This is a genomic window from Roseofilum halophilum BLCC-M91, from assembly GCF_030068445.1.
GTDB classification, from domain to species: Bacteria; Cyanobacteriota; Cyanobacteriia; order Cyanobacteriales; family Desertifilaceae; genus Roseofilum; species Roseofilum halophilum.
Window position 1 is genome coordinate 1 of record NZ_JAQPOK010000042.1, and the last position, 17,157, is coordinate 17,157.

A 17,157-nucleotide genomic window follows, 5' to 3' on the forward strand; every position below is an offset into this window, starting at 1 on the left:
AACGTACTCGTAAATCTAAAGGAACAGAAGGAGAGCAACTAAGTTTATTCTAAGATTCACGGCGGTTAAAACCGCCTGAGTCGAACTTCCTCCGCGTACTAAAGTAACCCGGCTTCCGTTCTCCCACTCTTTTTTTCGTGAACCTCTGAGATTGATGCTCGATCACCATCTGACCCTCCGCAAATTCTTATCCCTGTTGGCCATAGGGGCGATCGCGCTCCTGGTTACCGCTACCCCTGTATTTGCCCAAGATCTACCGAACACTACGGGATTCAACCCCCAAGAACTCCTCCGCTCTGCCCTAGAGAGCATTAATAACCTCGGCCCCATAGGGGCATTAGCCTTTATCCTCCTCTACATTATCGCCACCGTCGCCTTCCTCCCCGGCTCCATCATCACCCTGGGTGCAGGAGTCGTCTTTGGAGTTGTTTTCGGTTCCCTCTACGTCTTTATCGGTGCAACCCTAGGCGCAACTGCCGCATTTCTCGTCGGACGCTACTTAGCGCGGGGTTGGGTTGCCCAAAGAATCCAAGGGAATGCCAAATTTAGCGCGATCGATCGAGCCGTCGGTGAAGAAGGCCTAAAAATCGTCCTCCTCACTCGACTCTCTCCCGTTTTCCCCTTCAACCTACTCAACTACGCCTACGGACTAACCCAAGTCACCCTCAAAGATTACGTTATCGGTTCCATCGGCATGATTCCCGGCACAATCATGTATGTTTATATTGGCTCCCTCGCTGGCAATCTCGCCACCCTCGGCACAGGCGATCAACCCTCTAACCCAACCATTACCTGGACGCTGCGGATTATGGGATTTATTGCCACCGTCGCCGTTACCCTCTATGTCACCAAGATTGCCCGTAAAGCCCTAGATGGAGCAATTGAAAACAATTAAAAATGAATAATTTTATCCGTTTGCCCTCATCCCCCAGCCCCTTCTCCCGTGGGAGAAGGGGAGAAAGTCCCTCTCCCACGGGAGAGGGATTTAGGGAGAGGGCAAACTCTCATTTGCCCTTTATTTCTTAAAACCATGTCATCCCTAAACTTATATCCAATCGATCAATATAACCAACAGTTAGTTGATTGTACTCATCCCCCAGATTGGGTCAATCCCACCCCGGCTGACTGCTATGATTTAGTCGTCATTGGTGCGGGAACCGCCGGATTAGTCGTTGCTGCGGGAGCGGCGGGATTAGATGTGGGCTTAAAAGTGGCTTTAATCGAAAAGAATTTAATGGGAGGAGATTGCTTAAACGTGGGCTGTGTACCCTCTAAATGTGTCATTCGCTCCTCTCGCGTGGTGCAAGATGTCCGCAATGCGCCCAATTTTGGCATTCATCCTTCCGAAGAAATTAAGATTAATTTTGCCCAAGTGATGGAACGAATGCGGAAAATTCGCGCCGGAATTAGTCACCACGATTCCGTTCAACGATTCCAAGGTTTAGGTATTGATGTGTTTTTAGGAGAAGGACGATTTACTGATAATTCCCGTGTTGAAGTAGAGGGAAAAACCCTACCGTTTAAAAAAGCGGTCATTGCCACCGGAGCAAGGGCAGTGCGTCCCCAAATTCAAGGCTTAGAAGAAGTCGGTTTCTTGACTAATGAAACCGTGTTTAACCTCACCGAATGTCCCAAACGATTAGCCGTGATTGGGGGCGGGCCCATTGGTTGTGAATTGGCCCAATCCTTCCATCGTTTGGGCGCTCAAGTGGTTTTATTTCACAATAAGGGACATTTGTTAGACCGAGAAGATCCAGATGCCGCCGAAATCATTCAAAACCAGTTTGAACAAGAAGGAATTCAATTGGTTTTAAAGAGTGAGATTGAGCGAGTAGAAGCGACTCCAGAAGGAAAAATGATTTATTTTTCGACTCAAGGTAGCGGTCAATCCTATAATTTAGTCGTCGATCGCATTTTAGCGGGTGCAGGTCGTGCCCCCAATGTGGAAGGTTTGAATTTACAAGGGGTTGGGGTAGACTATGACCGCAAAGGGGTGAAGGTAAATGATTATTTACAAACGACAAACCCAAAAATTTATGCGGCTGGGGATATTTGTATGAATTGGAAATTTACCCATGCGGCGGATGCGGCGGCGAGAATTGTGATTAAGAATACCCTGTTTTCTCCCTTTGGATTGGGAAAATCTAAATTAAGCGATCTCATTATGCCTTGGGCGACTTATACCGATCCAGAAGTTGCCCATGTGGGACTCTATGAACGGGAGGCACAAGAGAGGGGAATTGAGATTGAAACAATTAAGGTATTAATGAGTAGTGTAGACCGGGCGATCGCCGATGGAGAAACGGAAGGCTTTGTGAAAATCCACTATCGCCAAGGCTCGGATAAGATTCTCGGTGCAACCATTGTGGCTCGTCATGCCGGGGATATGATTAGCGAGCTTACCACGGCGATCGCCGCTAAAATGGGTTTAAGCGAACTTTCTAGCACCATTCATCCCTATCCCACCCAAGCCGAAGCGATCAAAAAAGCCGCCGATGCCTACAAAAAAACCCTGCTAACGCCTAAAACCAAGAGCTTCCTGCGCTTTCTGACTAAACTCTCCTAGAAATACGACAGTGGTAAATCCTCAAAACCGTTGTCAAACAAGACTTGTGCCCATTCCCTATTACCCATTCCCCATTACCCATTCCCCATTACCCATTCCCCATCCCCCTATCTTCCCTATCCCCTTTTTCGGTATCCTAGAGAATGGTTAACTTTAGCCGACAATCTTCTATCGATATACTATGCCTGTTACCGAGCCTCCATCCGCGATCGCCCCAAACCCCTCCCCACAAAACTTTCCCTTAACCGCCGTTATCGGACAAGAAGCCATAAAACTGGCTCTCCTGCTGGCTTGTGTCGATCCAGCTTTAGGAGGAGTGGCGATCGCCGGTCGTCGCGGTACAGCCAAATCAGTCATGGCTAGAGCCATCCATGACCTACTTCCTCCCATTGAAATCGTCAAAGACTCCTTCTGGAACCAAATCCCCCACGATACCGAACATCCAGAAGCAGACGCACCAGAAACCGAAATTATCCCCGCCCCCTTCGTACAAATTCCCCTCGGTATCACCGAAGACCGGCTTTTAGGCTCGGTAGATGTGGAAGAATCAGTCAAACAAGGAGCCACCATCTTTCAGCCCGGACTCCTAGCCAGAGCCAATCGCGGCGTTCTTTACGTGGATGAACTCAACCTCCTCGATGACCAAATCAGCAACCAACTGCTCACCGTCCTCAGTGATGGACGCAACCGCATCGAACGAGAAGGGATTAGTATCGAACACCCCTGCCAAGCCATCCTCATCGCCACCTACAACCCCGAAGAAGGCTCACTCCGGGAACATCTCCTAGACCGGATTGCCATTAGTCTCTCTGCCGATGGAGTTCTCGGCCTCGACCAACGGGTGGACGCGGTGAATCAAGCCCTGTCCTACACCCAATCCCCCCAAGCCTTCCTAGAAAGCTACACGGAAGAACTCGACAACCTGAAAACCCAAATTTTACTGGCGCGGGAATGGCTCAAAGATGTCACCATCAGCCCAGAGCAAGTCACCTACCTAGTAGAGGAAGCCATCCGGGGAGCCGTGCAAGGCCATCGCGCCGAACTCTTCGCCGTCAAAGTCGCCAAAGCAGCAGCCGCCTTAGAAGGTCGAACAGAGGTGAGTGCAGAGGATTTACGCACCGCCGTCCAACTGGTAATTGTCCCCAGAGCCACAGTAATTCAAGCCCCTCCCCCGGAAGAACCCCCACCCCCTCCTCCTCCCCCGGAATCTACCCAAGATCAAGACGATCGGGATGATGAGGATCAGCAGCAAGATCAAGAGCAAGAGGAAGACCAGGAAGAACCCCCAGAAGCCAATGAACCGGAAGAACCCAGCATCCCAGAAGAATTTGTTTTCGATCCCGAAGGGGTAGTTCTCGATCCCAATGTTCTCTATTTTGCCCAAATGGCCAAACGGCAAGGAAAATCCGGCAGTCGCACCCTGGTATTTTCCGAAGATCGCGGCCGCTATGTGAAACCGATGTTACCTAAAGGTAAGGTGCGCCGCATTGCCGTGGATGCCACCCTGCGAGCTGCCTCCCCCTATCAGAAAGCTCGACGGGCCCGCAATCCGAATCGCCGGGTGATTGTGGAATCCGGGGATGTGCGCTCCAAACGATTAGCCCGCAAGTCGGGGGCGTTGGTGATTTTTGTGGTGGATGCTTCGGGTTCCATGGCCCTCAACCGGATGCAGTCGGCCAAAGGTGCGGTGATGCAACTGCTCACGGAAGCTTATCAGAATCGCGACCAGGTGGCGCTGATTCCCTTTAGAGGGGAGCAAGCGGAGGTCTTATTACCCCCCACCCGTTCGATCGCCTCGGCTCGCCGTAGACTGGAAGTGATGCCCTGTGGGGGCGGTTCTCCCCTCGCCCATGGGTTAAGCACGGCGGTGCGGGTGGGCATGAATGCCCAACAATCGGGGGATATTGGTCAAGTCGTTGTAGTGGCAATTACGGATGGTCGCGGTAATATTCCCCTGGCTCGTTCCTTGGGCGAACCCATGGAAGGGGAGGAAAAACCGGATATTAAGAATGAGTTACTAGAAATTGCCGGGCGCATTGGTGCGTTAGGTATTAAGCTATTGGTGATTGACACCGAGCGCAAGTTTATTTCCACCGGATTTGGTAAAGAGTTGGCAACAACTGCCCGTGGTAGTTATTATCATCTGCCCAAAGCTACGGATCAGGCGATCGCCGGGGTTGCCAAAAGTGCGATCGCCGATATCAAAGCTAGATAAGCGATCGCCAGTTAAATAATAGAGAGCCTGGGTAATCTTCGGTTCCCCATCCTATAATCGAGACTTGAGAGCCGTGCGAATTTGAGCCTGTACCTGGTCTGCGGGTAAATTGGCATCAATAGGAATAATTCGCTCTGGATGGGCTTGGGCTAGGCTTTCAAAGCCCTGTTTGACGCGATAATGAAAGGCGAGATCCGCTTGTTCCATGCGATCTGCTGATCCCCTTTGGCGCATTCGCTCAAGTCCCGTTTCCACATCCACATCCAACCACAGGGTAATATCACTCTCAATGCCTTGTGTGGCAATTGAATTGAGTTGCTCGATTAACTCTAGACTTAAACCGCGACCATAACCCTGATAAGCGACAGTAGAATCGGTAAAGCGATCGCATAAAATAATTTTGCCCGCCTTCAGCGCAGGTTGGATCGACTCCTGAATATGTTGGGCGCGATCGGCCGCATACAATAATAACTCTGGAGTATCATCAATCCAAGCATCCGCCAACAAAACCTCCCGCAGTCTTTCGCCCAAAGGTGTGCCCCCTGGTTCCCTGGCGATCAGTATCTCTTCACTCAGCCAAGATTTCAGCCAATCAGAGGTTTGCTGGATTTGAGTCGTCTTTCCTGCGCCCTCAATTCCCTCAAACACAATTAATTTACCCAACCCAGGGGACAAACGCTGTAATGGTTCCACAATCATAGTTTTTTTGCGATCGTATGAATCCCATTCATCCTCTCATGTCAACAAGAGAGAGAATGACTGGTAAGATGAGTTTCGATAATATAGTGAAAATTATCTGTGTTTTACGTCCGGAGTGTTTTATGGCTCGGTACACTTGTTTATTTACAGTAGCGCTTCCCAACAACAATCTCCGGCAGTCGTTGATTGAGATTCTCAAATCTTTGAATATTGAGGTTCAATACGATACAGCCGAGTATCTCATGGGACGGGAAAAGCCTGGCAAAGTCGCCTTTGGCAAATTAGTCACCGTGGAAGTGTTAATTGATAACACAACCGCAACTGAAACCGAAATTAAAATGACCTTAGTGGCAAAAAACGAAGAACTACCCTTACAAATGGACAATCACTGCCATCAACTGTTCCAACAGGTGAGCGATCAAATTGAAGGAAGCAGTCAATTAAAGTTAATTGACACCGTTCCCGGATAAGCTGATGGTCAATAATGAGTCAGGAGTAATGAGCCAATCCTTGCTTGAGCTGCTCTTGATTCTTTGGTCAAGGGACGAGGGCAAGAGGGAATCGGGAACATCATATTTTACTCAAAAATGAACAGCCAGGGTTTACCTATTACCCAATTACCCATTACCCATTACCCATTACCAACACTACATATCATCCTCACCCATCATACCCGGACTAATTAAGGTAATATCGAATTCATCGGGGGCTGGAGCCGTGGGCACGTTTTCCCGGACTAACAGATAGTAACGGGCTTGGACTTGGGGGCCAAAGACAATCTCATCCTCATTTTTCAGGTCATGAGTGGGGACTTTCTTCCCATTGACCACAATGCCATTGGCGCTACCTTTGCCCTTGAGATTACCATCTACAATGCGGTAATAGTAACTTCCATCTTCCTTGGGTAACCGGACTAAGGTCGCATGACGACGAGAGACAAACTGGGAATGAAGACGAATATCGCTCTGTTCATGGCGACCAAGGGAGTACACTGGAGCTTCCAGGGTAAATTCTCGCCGTCCTTTATCGTCTTCAATGATGAGGAGATGATTTTGGTTGGGTTGGGCTGAAGTTTCGGTCATTATTTTAGCTTACACCTATTCGATAACATCAATACTTTATAGTCTAGTCCTCATTTAAGAGGTTTTAGGGATAGGGGAAAGGACAAGAAGCCTGGTTAACCGTGGATTTTGGGAGTCCTTTTCCAGTTTAAACGCTATGGATGAAGATAGGGCGACTCATTTCGATCGGTTTTAGGGAAAACATCAGTGAAATAACTGGGTAATTAAGGTTGGATTCTTGCATACAAAGTGATAATTTTAATCGATTGTCGCCAGATTGTGAAGTCATCTCATCTCCGGTTGTTTCGGACTGCGTCCGACCGGAAAATGTCCGCGCAGCGAAAACACCCTAGGGGCATTAGTGAAAGTCCCCTAATTCATCGGGGGACTTTCCGCAAGCGGACAGGAAAGGGGGATCGACCCTATAGCGCATAGCAGAGAAAACTGCTGTATAACCTTGGACAACCAGACTTTGGACTTTTGTCTAGCGCCAAGAACTATACCTCATCTTCGATCATCATACTGGGGTCAATCAAGGTAATATCAAATTCATCTGATGCTGGAGGATTGGGGGGGGTTTCCCGGAGTAATAGAGAATAACTGATTCGCGTAAGGGAGTTAAAGGCAATTTCATCTCCATTGGTGAGATCATGGCTTGGTACTTTGTTACCATTGACGATAATTCCACTCCGGCTTCCCTTGCCCTCTAGATCTCCATCAATAATGCGGTAATAGTAACTCCCATCTTCTTTGGATAACCGAATTAAGGTTGCATGGCGACGAGAGGCAAATTGGGAGTAAAGACGAATATCATTCTGTTCATGGCGACCGATGGAGTAAACAGAGGCTTGGAGGGTCAATTCTCGCTGTCCCTTTTCGTCTTCAATAATAATGAGATGAGTGGGCTGGGGTTGGGTAGATGAAGGGTCGGTCATTATTCAGATTACACCTATTCAATAACATCAATTCTAGCTAGATTGTCCTGTGGGGTAACGACGGCGCAATAGCAAAGAATTGGTAACGACACTAACAGAACTAAAGGCCATAAATCCAGCAGCAGTGGCTGGAGAGAGCAGAATCCCGAATTGGGGCAGAAGCACGCCAGCAGCTAGGGGGATGGCGAGGATGTTGTAGCCAAAGGCCCAAAAGAGGTTTTGGCGAATTTTGCTAAAGGTGTCTCGGCCCAGGGTGATGGCTTGGGGGATGTCGGTGAGCCGATCGCCAATTAACACCAATTGCGCTGTATCCATGGCGACTTCGGTGGCACTCTGGAGGGCGATGCCGACATCGGCTTGAGCGAGGGCGGGGCCGTCGTTGATGCCATCTCCGACCATGGCGACGCGGGCAGATTTTTGTAACTTAGCGATCGCCTCTGCTTTGGCTTGAGGTTTCACTTCTGCCTGTATTTCGTCGCTTCTCAGCCCCAGTTTTTCGCCGACCGCTTGGGCGGTTGCTCGGCGATCGCCGGTTAACATCATCACTTTTAACCCCATCTGCCGTAGCTTGTCTAGGGTTTCTTTAGCTTGGGGACGCAGGGGATCGACGATCGCTAACCATCCGGCCCATTGCCCATTGAGGGCGATCGCTACTACGGTTTTACCCTCTTGGGCCAGTTGGTCTATTTCTTCCGTATTTTCTGGTAAAATAACGTTCTGTTGTGCTAACCATTCCGGGGTTCCCAGGAGTACCCGTTGTTGCTCCACCCAGGCTTGCACACCATAGCCGGGAAAGGTTTGGAAGTTTGCGGCTGGGGGCAAAACAAGTTCTCGCTCTTGGGCTGCGTCTAAAATAGCACGAGCTAGGGGATGGTTGGTTCCCTGTTCGACGGCTGCGGCAATCCCCAGGAGGCGATTCCTTTGGAAAGCTCCGCTAACGGCCGTCCAACCGAGTTCTGGATTGGGGATACAATCGGTAACGCGGGGTCTGCCTTGGGTGAGGGTTCCGGTTTTGTCAAAACCGATTAAGTCGATAGAATTGAGTTGTTGTAGGGCTTGGCCCCCTTTTATCAGAATGCCTTGTTTTGCCCCAATGCCTGTGCCGACTAAGATGGCGGTGGGGGTGGCTAACCCTAGGGCGCAGGGACAAGCGATGACCAAAACGGCGATCGCCAATTTTAAGCTCAGTAGCACCGGAGAATAGACCGTTTCACCGGTTGTCAGCACATGGGGCCAGAGTTGTACCCCCACCAGTTGCCAGAAGAGGAAGGTTAAGGTGGCGATCGTCATGATGCCATACACAAAGTAACCGGCGATCGTATCGGCCAGTTGTTGAATGGGCGCTTTACGGGTTTGGGCCGTTTCCACCCATTGGATAATTTGCCCTAGGGTGGTGTCTGAACCGACGCGGGTGGTTTCCAGGGTTACCCGTCCCGACTCATTCACGGTTCCCGCGCTGACGAAATCCCCCATTTGTTTGGCTACGGGGATAGCTTCGCCGGTAATCATACTTTCATTGACCGTAGTTTCTCCCCCGACGACGCGCCCATCCACAGGGAATTTTTCCCCCGGTAGCACCCGCAACCATTCCCCCACTTTCACAGTTTCGGCGGCAATATCCACAGCCGTTTCATCGGTGTTTGCCCCCACGGGAATCAGGTGCGCTCGCTTCGGTTGTAGGGCTAGGAGGGCGCTGAGATCGGCGGCTGCTTGGCTTCTGGCTCTGGCTTCTAGGGTACGCCCCAGGAGAATAAAGCCGAGGAGCATCACGGGTTCATCAAAGAAGCATTCCCATCCCGTTTGGGGAAAGAGCAGGGCAATCATGCTGGTGGTGTAGGCAGCGATCGCCCCTAAGCCGACTAAACTATTCATATTGGGGCTATTTTTCCACAGTCCCCGCGCCCCTTCCAGAATGATGGCTCGTCCGGGGAACAAGAGGGCGAGGGTAGCTAAACCCGCGTGAAACGCCATGGAACTGAGCAGGGGTAAATGCTGAAATCCATGGCCCGTAAAGGAGAGGAGCAGCAAAGAGGCGGCGATCGCCAGTTCTTTTTGATGCGCTTTGAGTTCCTGTTGATACCGTTGTTGAGGAGATATGGAGGAATTACTGAGGTTTTCCGGCGATCGCAGTTGGCTGGGAAATCCCGATTCCGTCAGCTTTTCCGCCAATTGAGCGCCATTGACGGTTCCCTGTTCGTATTCCACCGCCGCCACAGCCGTAACTAAATTAACACAAGCAGACCGAACTCCTGGCTGTTGCATCAGTTGTCGTTCCACAGCTTGGACGCATCCGGCACATTTCATCCCCGTCACATCTAAGGTCAGGGTTTCCAGGGATACCGCATCTTGAGGGACTGGTGTTTGGGGAACGACTTGCATAGGCTGCTCTAGAACTCTCCATGACTATCTCTGGTCTAGTTTAATTAAAAATTAAAAATTAAAAATTAAAAATGATAACGGGTTCTCTCTTCTGCTTTACCCTAGACAGTAGGATAGACGCTTTCTGGTAGGTTGGCAATTATGCAGTCTTCTAATTATGAATTTGATGGTTCCCAAAATGTGCTGATTGGGCAACTAGCCAGTCGCATGAAATTTGTCAGTATTTTTCTGATTATTGCTGGAGTGCTGACGGTAGTTTTTGGACTCCTCGGTTCAGGAGACGGGATCGGATCGATGATTTCAGGAATCGCTGATTTTTTAATCGGCATTTGGACATATCAAGCCTCGACTGCCTTTAAGCGCATTGTGGATACCCAAGGCCAAGATATTGAAAACTTAATGGGAGCATTAGGGGAGTTGCGGAAGCTCTACACCCTCCAATATTGGGTTTTAATCATTACCCTGGTGGCTCTAGTTATAGTCTTTGGCTTGGGTGTAGTTCTAGGATTGTTTAGCGCTTTAGGCTAAGGGTTGAGGGAGATCGCCCCTTAATACCATTTCTATTTTGTGTGGCAACAATTGAGCCTGCCTATAAAGCCCCATTTTTAAGAGGGTTTGGGGTATCTATAACCTTGCATTCTCACCCAGAAATGGGATAAGCCTTTATTCTTCAGCCTGGATACAAATGTAGTTTCCGCTATTCTCAAGAAAAATCAAATGGTACGGATGCGATCGCTAAAATAAATAGAGAAGCTTTAGAATGACAAGGGATTAAACATAAGGAGGCGTTATGAATCAAAGCACCATAGAGAAAGATGCACTCACGGCCCGGATATCCCGGATAGTCGAGAATTTGATGGAGAAGGAAAGCTGGTTTCGGGAAAAATTAGACCTAGAGGAAATGGTCAACTATGTATCTGGCTTGATAGAAGAACACCTGAGTCCCGAGGAACTCCAAGAGATTGACGATGAGGATCTGAGCGAGCGAATCCATAAAGTGTTAACCCTAGAGGCAGTCTCTGGAATGTTAAACGACTTCACGCCAGAGCAAATGGAAATATTCGACGCTGCTGTAGAGGGGAGATGGTAAGAAAAGATTATCTGCTGGATACGAATGTAGTTTCGGCCATTCTCAAGAAAAATCTGACAGTAAAGCAGAAACTAGCCGGTCTATCCGTAAAATACCAGACTGCATATATAAGTGGAATAACATACTATGAAATCAAAAGGGGTTTGATTGCTAGTAATGCTACCACAAAGCTGTCTGAGTTCAATAAGTTGTGCCAGGATTACCCAGTTCTGTTCTGGAATGATATCGCTATTTTGGAGAAAGCCGCAGAAATCCACGCTTACTTAAAAAAGAGGGGGATGAGGCTCGAAGATGCGGATATTTTTATAGCTGCGATCGCCATAATTAGAAAATTAGTTTTGGTTTCTCACGACTCGGATATGCTGCGAGTCCCAGAACTGACGGTAGAAGACTGGCTGGTGACAGCGCAATAAAGCCAAAAGTGGGAGGATCTCAATTGAACAAAAATTGAGTTAAACTCGGAAATCATCAAGGGGTTCACCTGCCGTTGAATTGAGGAGTGCCAGTTATGAAGCATTATTTACAAAAAATTCTAGGTCTAGGGGCGATCGCCCTTGGAACTCTCAGCTTAAATCCCCAACCTGCCCAAGCTCAAGCCGCCTATGGCAGTTATATCGGCGTTGGGCCTGCCTTTGGTTTAGTCGAAGGAGAAGGGGCTGACCGGCAAATTGCTGGAGTCATTGCCGTGCGCTACAAATTCCTAGAAGTTCCCCTCTCCATGCGCGTACAAGGCTTTGTCTTAGGTGGCTCGGCGGCAGTGGTTCCCACCGTATCCTACGATTTTCCCCTAAATTGGCAAACCGATGCCTATATCGGTGCGGGCTATTCCTTTGCCAATGGGAATCAGGCTTCTCCTTTGGGCAATCAAAACGGCTTTGCTCTACAACCGGGGATAGATTATATGATTCCGTCGAGTAATGCAGTAATTTTTGGCAATGCGGTGATTGCCTTTGATGCCTATCGCAACACGGGAGAAACGGCGGTTTCCCTGCAAGGGGGAATTGGCTTAAGATTTTAGTAGGGCCCAAATATAGAGCGGTTTGATTCTAGGATTAAAACCCCCTATCTCCCCCACTTTGCCATTTTTCTCGCCTGAGAATGAAACAGCCGTGGGCCTAAATGGGGTGATACAATTCAATTGCATTATTGTTACTTAAGTGTAGGGGCTGGACGTGGTTCAAGCACCATTATCAAATTCATCTCAGGGGTTAGGGCGTAGTCTCCCCGATAACCCCGCAACTCTCCCTAATGAATCCTCATTAGCTCTATGGCTCGATCGCCTCAGCGATCGCATTATTGCCGGAAAACGGCTCACGAGAGCAGAAGCTCTGGCACTCACCCAAATTGAAGGCCAAGATAACATCCTCTTACTCTGCGCCGCCGCCGATCGCGTGCGCCAAGAATGCTGTGGAAACGTCGTCGATCTCTGTAGTATCGGCAATGTTAAATCCGGCAGTTGTTCCGAAAACTGCGGCTTTTGTGCCCAGTCTGCCCACCATCCCGGCAAAGATTCCCCCATTTACGGACTCAAATCCACAGAAGAAATCTTAGCCCAAGCCAAAGCAGCCGCAGCCGCAGGCGCGAAACGGTTCTGTCTGGTGAGTCAGGGACGGGGGCCAAAATATAGCTCTCCCAAATCCCCAGAATTTGAACGAATTTTAGAAACCGTTCGTCAAATTATTGACCAAACCGACATTAAGCCCTGTTGTGCCCTCGGTGAAGTCACTCCAGAACAAGCGCAAGCCCTTAAAGAAGCTGGAGTCACCCGCTATAACCATAACCTAGAAGCCTCCGAGGACTTTTTCCCCTCCATTGTCAGCACCCACCAATGGCGCGATCGCGTGGAAACGATCCAGAACCTCAAATCTGTAGGCATTCAAGCCTGTACAGGCGGCATTTTAGGCATGGGCGAAAGCTGGGAACACCGGGTAGATTTAGCCCTCTCCCTCCGGGAACTAGAAGTAGAATCTGTCCCCTTAAATCTACTCAATCCTAGGGAGGGAACGCCCTTAGGGGAGCGTCCCCGACTCGATCCCTACGAAGCGCTGAAGGCGATCGCCATTTTCCGCCTGATCCTACCCGAACAAATCATCCGCTATGCTGGTGGACGGGAAACAGTCATGGGAGAACTACAAGCCCTAGGACTACAAGCTGGGATTAACGCCATGTTAATTGGTCACTATCTCACCACCCTCGGACAACCTCCAGAAGCCGATCATCAAATGCTCGCTTCTTTAGGACTTGAAGGGGGAGAAGCCCCCATTCCTGGACAGCATTGAAATCCAGCAGTGTGATTCGTTTAAATGAACTGTTGTGGGCCTTTATTGGCCTACTCCTTACCATTGGGGGAACCTTTTTAAGAGCATTTATCGCTTCCCCCATGTGGTCGCTTCAAGACCATCTTTTATCCCTCCATTCCCTAGGGGTAACCTATCAGATTGGAGGCGTTTTATTAGTCGGTTGCATGGGCGGAAAAAAAGCCGGAGTTTTATCCCAAATTGGTTATCTAATCATGGGATTAACCTGGTTTCCCGTCTTTTCCCAAGGAGGAGGATTAGCCTATCTCAAAGAACCCTCCTTTGGCTACTTACTCGGATTTATTCCAGGAGCCTGGATTTGTGGAGCCTTAGCCTTTCGCTTTCCCCCCCGTCTAGAATGTTTAGCCCTCAGTTGCCTGGGTGGATTAGTAGGAATTCATCTCACCGGTATCTTATATTTAAGTTTAACTGAATTATTGTCCTGGACTCCAGAAAGCAGCCAACAGCTTTTAGGCACAATTACACAATATTCCCTGCTTCCCCTTCCCGGACAACTGGTTGTTGCTTGTGCTGCTACAGTAATAGCTTATCTACTACGCCATCTGATGTTTTATTAATATAGCGCTTTGGGCGATCGCGGACATGAAGCGTTCTGGTAATGGGTAATGGGTAATACAGGTAGATGAAATTCAAGAAAAACTCCCTATTTTGGATACTAGCATTAACCAGTTTAGTATTGGATCACCTGGCAAAATTTTGGGTGATCCAAAACTTTGAATTACACGAAAGTTGGCCCCTCATACCGGATGTTTTCCATTTTACCTATGTCCGCAATTATGGCGCGGCCTTTAGCTTGTTTAGCGAAAATGGGGAATGGTTACGTTGGCTATCGTTAGGGGTGAGTTTAGCACTCATGGGTTTGGCACTGTATGGGCCAAAAATGACTCGCTGGGAACAGGCTGGGTATGGCTTTATCTTAGGCGGTGCATTAGGAAATGGAATCGATCGCTTTGTAGCTGGGTATGTAGTCGATTTTCTCGATTTTCGCTGGATTCGCTTTCCGGTATTCAATTTAGCAGATGTGGCCATTAATATCGGTATTATTTGCCTGTTAATTGCTACAATTTATCCAGAAATGAGAAGAAAAAAACAGGGTTAATCTCTATTACAAGATTTTCTAATTTTTCAAAATGAGTGTTATTTCGGTATAATGATTAATGTCTAAGTCTCACACCAATCATCCTTACCACTTGTGGTTTCCCAATATTTTTGGATTTAAGGGAGGGATTCAAGTTTATTCAGCCTTTTTACTGCAAGCTTTAGAAAATTTGTATCCCGATCGCCCTTATCAGGTATACCTCAAACATGATACTCAATCTTCCCCCGGTCTCGATCAGGGGCATCAAACCGATTTCCATTTTACCGGTCAGATTCCCCTTCCCTTGCGAACTCCAGCGTTTGCCGCTCAGATTTTTCTATCGGGACTCAGACAGTCTCCAGAGTTAGCGATCGCCACTCATTTGAACTTTTCGCCGGTTGCCTACTGGCTCAAGCAGTTGAAAGGGATTCCCTATTGGGCGATCGCCCACGGAGTAGAAGCCTGGAATATCGAGCGTCCCCTACTCAAAACAGCCCTGCGTCATGCCGATCGTATTCTCGCTGTGAGTCACTATACCCGCGATCGTCTCCTCAAAGAACAAGACTTGAATCCAGAGCGGGTTTTACTCCTTCCCAATACCTTTGATAGCGATCGCTTTACCATTGCCCCCAAACCTCCTTACCTGCTCCAACGCTATGGTTTTTCTCCAGAAACCAAAATCCTATTAACCGTTTGTCGTCTAGATAGTCAAGAACAATATAAAGGCTACGATCGCATTCTAGAAGCACTACCCACCATCATTTCTCAGGTTCCCAACCTCCATTATCTGATTGTCGGCAAAGGAGATGACCGTCCCCGTGTCGAAACCCTGATTCAAAACCTGAAGTTACAAGACTACGTCACCCTAGCCGGTTTTATTCCCGATGAAGAATTGTGCGACCACTACAATCTCTGCGATCTTTTTGCCATGCCCAGCAAAGGTGAAGGATTTGGCATCGTCTATTTAGAAGCCTTAGCCTGCGGTAAACCGACATTAGGAGGCAACCAAGATGGGGCCATAGATGCCCTATGCAACGGTAAACTAGGAGCATTAGTCAATCCCGATCGCGTCCAAGAAATTGCCCAAACCCTCATCCAGATTTTGCAAAGACAATACCCCAATCCACTGATGTATGAACCGGAAGCCCTACGACAACAAGTGATTGAAACCTTTGGATTTGAACAGTTTCAGCAAACCCTACAAGCGCTGATGGAAGATTTTCCCCTAGGAGGTCATCCGTGAAAGTTCTCCATGTCATCCCCTCTTTATCCCCTAGTCGAGGAGGCCCCACTGAAGTCGCTCTAAACTTGGTTAGGTATCTCAGGCAATCTGGAGTTGATGCCGAAATTGCCACAACCAATGACAATGGCGCAGAAAATGCCCAACTGCTTGATGTCCCCCTAAACCAAAGAGTCGAGTACCGTGGCGTTCCGGTCTGGTTTTTGCCTCTAGCTTCTCCACCCAATCAAGGCGTTTCTTTAGGGCGCGATCGCGGATTTCTCTTTTCTCCGGCAATTACCCGATGGCTATGGCACAATGTCCCTAACTATGACATTCTCGATAACCATTATCTTTTCTCTTACGCTTCTACTTGTGCTGGGGCGATCGCCCGTTGGCACAAAATCCCCTACACCCTCCGTACCATGGGACAACTCTCCCCCTGGGCCCTAGCCCAAAGCCATCGCAAAAAACAACTCTATAGCCTTCTTATCGAACGGCACAACCTCAATCAAGCCGCCGCCATCCACTGTACCTCCGACGGAGAAGCCCTAGATGTTCGCAATTACGGCATTACTGCTCCTACCGTCACCATTCCCCTAGGCGTAGATATCCCAGAAATCCAACCCGACGCTAAAGCTAAACTGCGAGCAAAATATGATATCCCTTTAGACGCGCCGATTATTTTATTTCTCTCCCGTCTACACTATAAAAAACGCCCAGATCTATTAATCGAAGCACTCCATCGAGTTAAATCTAAGCATCCTAAGCTTTATCTCCTCCTTGCCGGTTCTGGAGATCCTGAATATATCGAGCAATTAAAACAACTTCTTAATCAGCTAGGATTAGATAATTGCACCCGATTTACCGGGTTTGTCACTGGCCAAGATAAAGATCTAGTCCTTCAAGGCTCAGATCTGTTTGTCCTTCCTTCCTTCTCCGAAAACTTTGGTATTGCTGTAGTCGAAGCCATGGCTGCTGGTTTACCGGTGATTATTACCCCAGAAGTACAAATTGCCCCAGAGATTGAGCAGGCACATGCTGGGTTAATTGTACAGGGTAATAGAGAATCTGTAGCCAGTGGAATTTCTCAGTTACTGACATCAGAGAAGCAAAAACTGAGTCAAAATGCTCAAACTTTAGTTAAACAGCGCTATTCTTGGCCAGCCATTGCAGAACGGCTGGCTGATGTCGATCGTTCTCTAATTCAAAACCAACTTAACGACTACAGCGCTTCGCGCGGTAATGAGTAATGGGTAATGGGCAGAAGGGAAAACCATTTTTTACGCTATGCGTGCCCATTCTTCAGGCTTTTCATGGGACAAAACTCTCAAGGAACATTTCGATTACTGTACCTCATAACATCGAAAAACGCTGTAACCCTCTTTTGTCACTCTGGGAAGAGTATAATAAAGAAAAAAGGCTGAAAGCCTGATCGGAACGATGATTGCATCATTACCATTAATAGCTGGCGAACTCATAGAAAAAATAGTGGGATTAGGTTTCAGGATTAAAGGAGTTCTATCAGATAGCTTGTATGGAGAAAGTGAAGAAAAGTTTATCAGGAAATTAGAAAAATTAGGACTTGAGTATATGG

17 protein-coding genes are annotated in these 17,157 nt (G+C 48.3%); 13 read left to right on the forward strand and 4 right to left on the reverse strand.

Features of this window, described 5'->3' with window-relative positions; genetic code table 11:
- Positions 1–154: 154 nt before the first annotated feature.
- From PJF56_RS05680 to bchD, 3 genes are all read left to right on the forward strand, one after another.
- Positions 155–895, forward strand: coding sequence for a TVP38/TMEM64 family protein (locus tag PJF56_RS05680; protein ID WP_283761677.1), 741 nt, complete (start codon positions 155–157; stop codon positions 893–895).
- Between the two features lie 135 nt (positions 896–1,030).
- The gene (locus PJF56_RS05685; RefSeq protein ID WP_283761678.1) at positions 1,031–2,566 is read left to right on the forward strand and encodes a mercuric reductase; all 1,536 of its coding nucleotides are present in this window, start codon (positions 1,031–1,033) and stop codon (positions 2,564–2,566) included.
- Between the two features lie 181 nt (positions 2,567–2,747).
- Positions 2,748–4,781 carry a magnesium chelatase ATPase subunit D gene (bchD, locus tag PJF56_RS05690; protein ID WP_283761679.1) on the forward strand — a complete coding sequence of 678 codons (2,034 nt, stop codon included), beginning with the start codon at positions 2,748–2,750 and terminating at the stop codon, positions 4,779–4,781.
- 51 nt (positions 4,782–4,832) lie between these two features.
- Here the strand turns inward: bchD and tmk are convergent, their stop codons facing one another.
- Entirely contained in the window at positions 4,833–5,480 is a 648-nt protein-coding gene (tmk, locus tag PJF56_RS05695; protein WP_283761680.1) for a dTMP kinase, read from the reverse strand.
- Positions 5,481–5,536: 56 nt separating this feature from the next.
- Between tmk and PJF56_RS05700 the strand changes: the two genes are divergently transcribed.
- The gene (locus PJF56_RS05700; RefSeq protein ID WP_283761681.1) at positions 5,537–5,950 is read left to right on the forward strand and encodes a hypothetical protein; all 414 of its coding nucleotides are present in this window, start codon (positions 5,537–5,539) and stop codon (positions 5,948–5,950) included.
- Positions 5,951–6,127: 177 nt separating this feature from the next.
- Here the strand turns inward: PJF56_RS05700 and PJF56_RS05705 are convergent, their stop codons facing one another.
- The 3 genes from PJF56_RS05705 to PJF56_RS05715 form a co-directional block, all read right to left on the reverse strand.
- Complete coding sequence (locus tag PJF56_RS05705; RefSeq protein WP_283761682.1) at positions 6,128–6,562, reverse strand: FHA domain-containing protein; 435 nt, start codon at positions 6,560–6,562, stop codon at positions 6,128–6,130.
- A 476-nt stretch (positions 6,563–7,038) separates the two neighbouring features.
- On the reverse strand, positions 7,039–7,476 hold the full coding sequence (locus PJF56_RS05710; protein WP_283761683.1) for an FHA domain-containing protein: 438 nt from the start codon (positions 7,474–7,476) through the stop codon (positions 7,039–7,041).
- A gap of 33 nt (positions 7,477–7,509) precedes the next feature.
- Positions 7,510–9,855, reverse strand: a complete 2,346-nt coding sequence (locus tag PJF56_RS05715) for a heavy metal translocating P-type ATPase (RefSeq protein ID WP_283761684.1) — start codon at positions 9,853–9,855, stop codon at positions 7,510–7,512.
- Between the two features lie 141 nt (positions 9,856–9,996).
- Here PJF56_RS05715 and PJF56_RS05720 point away from each other — a divergent pair, with 141 nt between their 5' ends.
- From PJF56_RS05720 to PJF56_RS05760, 9 genes are all read left to right on the forward strand, one after another.
- Entirely contained in the window at positions 9,997–10,383 is a 387-nt protein-coding gene (locus PJF56_RS05720) for a DUF5362 family protein (RefSeq protein ID WP_283761685.1), read from the forward strand.
- A gap of 262 nt (positions 10,384–10,645) precedes the next feature.
- A complete protein-coding gene (locus PJF56_RS05725; RefSeq protein WP_283761686.1) occupies positions 10,646–10,945 on the forward strand; it encodes a hypothetical protein in 300 nt (99 codons plus the stop codon).
- Positions 10,939–11,358 (forward strand): PIN domain-containing protein, encoded by a 420-nt coding sequence (locus tag PJF56_RS05730; RefSeq protein WP_283761687.1) that lies wholly within the window; start codon positions 10,939–10,941, stop codon positions 11,356–11,358. Before PJF56_RS05725 ends, PJF56_RS05730 begins: the two co-directional genes overlap by 7 nt.
- A 95-nt stretch (positions 11,359–11,453) precedes the next feature.
- The gene (locus PJF56_RS05735) at positions 11,454–11,963 is read left to right on the forward strand and encodes a hypothetical protein (protein WP_283761688.1); all 510 of its coding nucleotides are present in this window, start codon (positions 11,454–11,456) and stop codon (positions 11,961–11,963) included.
- A gap of 154 nt (positions 11,964–12,117) precedes the next feature.
- The gene (gene bioB / locus PJF56_RS05740; protein ID WP_283761689.1) at positions 12,118–13,224 is read left to right on the forward strand and encodes a biotin synthase BioB; all 1,107 of its coding nucleotides are present in this window, start codon (positions 12,118–12,120) and stop codon (positions 13,222–13,224) included.
- 11 nt (positions 13,225–13,235) lie between these two features.
- Positions 13,236–13,820 (forward strand): biotin transporter BioY, encoded by a 585-nt coding sequence (locus PJF56_RS05745; protein WP_347179454.1) that lies wholly within the window; start codon positions 13,236–13,238, stop codon positions 13,818–13,820.
- Positions 13,821–13,885: 65 nt separating this feature from the next.
- Entirely contained in the window at positions 13,886–14,362 is a 477-nt protein-coding gene (gene lspA / locus PJF56_RS05750; RefSeq protein WP_283761691.1) for a signal peptidase II, read from the forward strand.
- A 58-nt stretch (positions 14,363–14,420) separates the two neighbouring features.
- Positions 14,421–15,584, forward strand: a complete 1,164-nt coding sequence (locus tag PJF56_RS05755; protein ID WP_283761692.1) for a glycosyltransferase — start codon at positions 14,421–14,423, stop codon at positions 15,582–15,584.
- Entirely contained in the window at positions 15,581–16,813 is a 1,233-nt protein-coding gene (locus PJF56_RS05760) for a glycosyltransferase (RefSeq protein ID WP_283761693.1), read from the forward strand. Before PJF56_RS05755 ends, PJF56_RS05760 begins: the two co-directional genes overlap by 4 nt.
- Positions 16,814–17,157 lie beyond the last annotated feature (344 nt).

Excerpts from the sequence above, each read along its gene's own strand:
- PJF56_RS05710 (WP_283761683.1), bottom strand. The coding sequence starts at position 7,476 with ATGACCGACCCTTCATCTACCCAACCCCAGCCCACTCATCTCATTATT.
- PJF56_RS05715 (WP_283761684.1), bottom strand. The coding sequence starts at position 9,855 with ATGCAAGTCGTTCCCCAAACACCAGTCCCTCAAGATGCGGTATCCCTG.
- tmk (WP_283761680.1), bottom strand. The coding sequence starts at position 5,480 with ATGATTGTGGAACCATTACAGCGTTTGTCCCCTGGGTTGGGTAAATTA.
- PJF56_RS05720 (WP_283761685.1), top strand. The coding sequence starts at position 9,997 with ATGCAGTCTTCTAATTATGAATTTGATGGTTCCCAAAATGTGCTGATT.
- PJF56_RS05735 (WP_283761688.1), top strand. The coding sequence starts at position 11,454 with ATGAAGCATTATTTACAAAAAATTCTAGGTCTAGGGGCGATCGCCCTT.
- PJF56_RS05730 (WP_283761687.1), top strand. The coding sequence starts at position 10,939 with ATGGTAAGAAAAGATTATCTGCTGGATACGAATGTAGTTTCGGCCATT.
- PJF56_RS05755 (WP_283761692.1), top strand. The coding sequence starts at position 14,421 with ATGTCTAAGTCTCACACCAATCATCCTTACCACTTGTGGTTTCCCAAT.
- PJF56_RS05700 (WP_283761681.1), top strand. The coding sequence starts at position 5,537 with ATGACTGGTAAGATGAGTTTCGATAATATAGTGAAAATTATCTGTGTT.
- bchD (WP_283761679.1), top strand. The coding sequence starts at position 2,748 with ATGCCTGTTACCGAGCCTCCATCCGCGATCGCCCCAAACCCCTCCCCA.
- lspA (WP_283761691.1), top strand. The coding sequence starts at position 13,886 with ATGAAATTCAAGAAAAACTCCCTATTTTGGATACTAGCATTAACCAGT.
- PJF56_RS05685 (WP_283761678.1), top strand. The coding sequence starts at position 1,031 with ATGTCATCCCTAAACTTATATCCAATCGATCAATATAACCAACAGTTA.
- PJF56_RS05725 (WP_283761686.1), top strand. The coding sequence starts at position 10,646 with ATGAATCAAAGCACCATAGAGAAAGATGCACTCACGGCCCGGATATCC.
- PJF56_RS05705 (WP_283761682.1), bottom strand. The coding sequence starts at position 6,562 with ATGACCGAAACTTCAGCCCAACCCAACCAAAATCATCTCCTCATCATT.
- PJF56_RS05680 (WP_283761677.1), top strand. The coding sequence starts at position 155 with ATGCTCGATCACCATCTGACCCTCCGCAAATTCTTATCCCTGTTGGCC.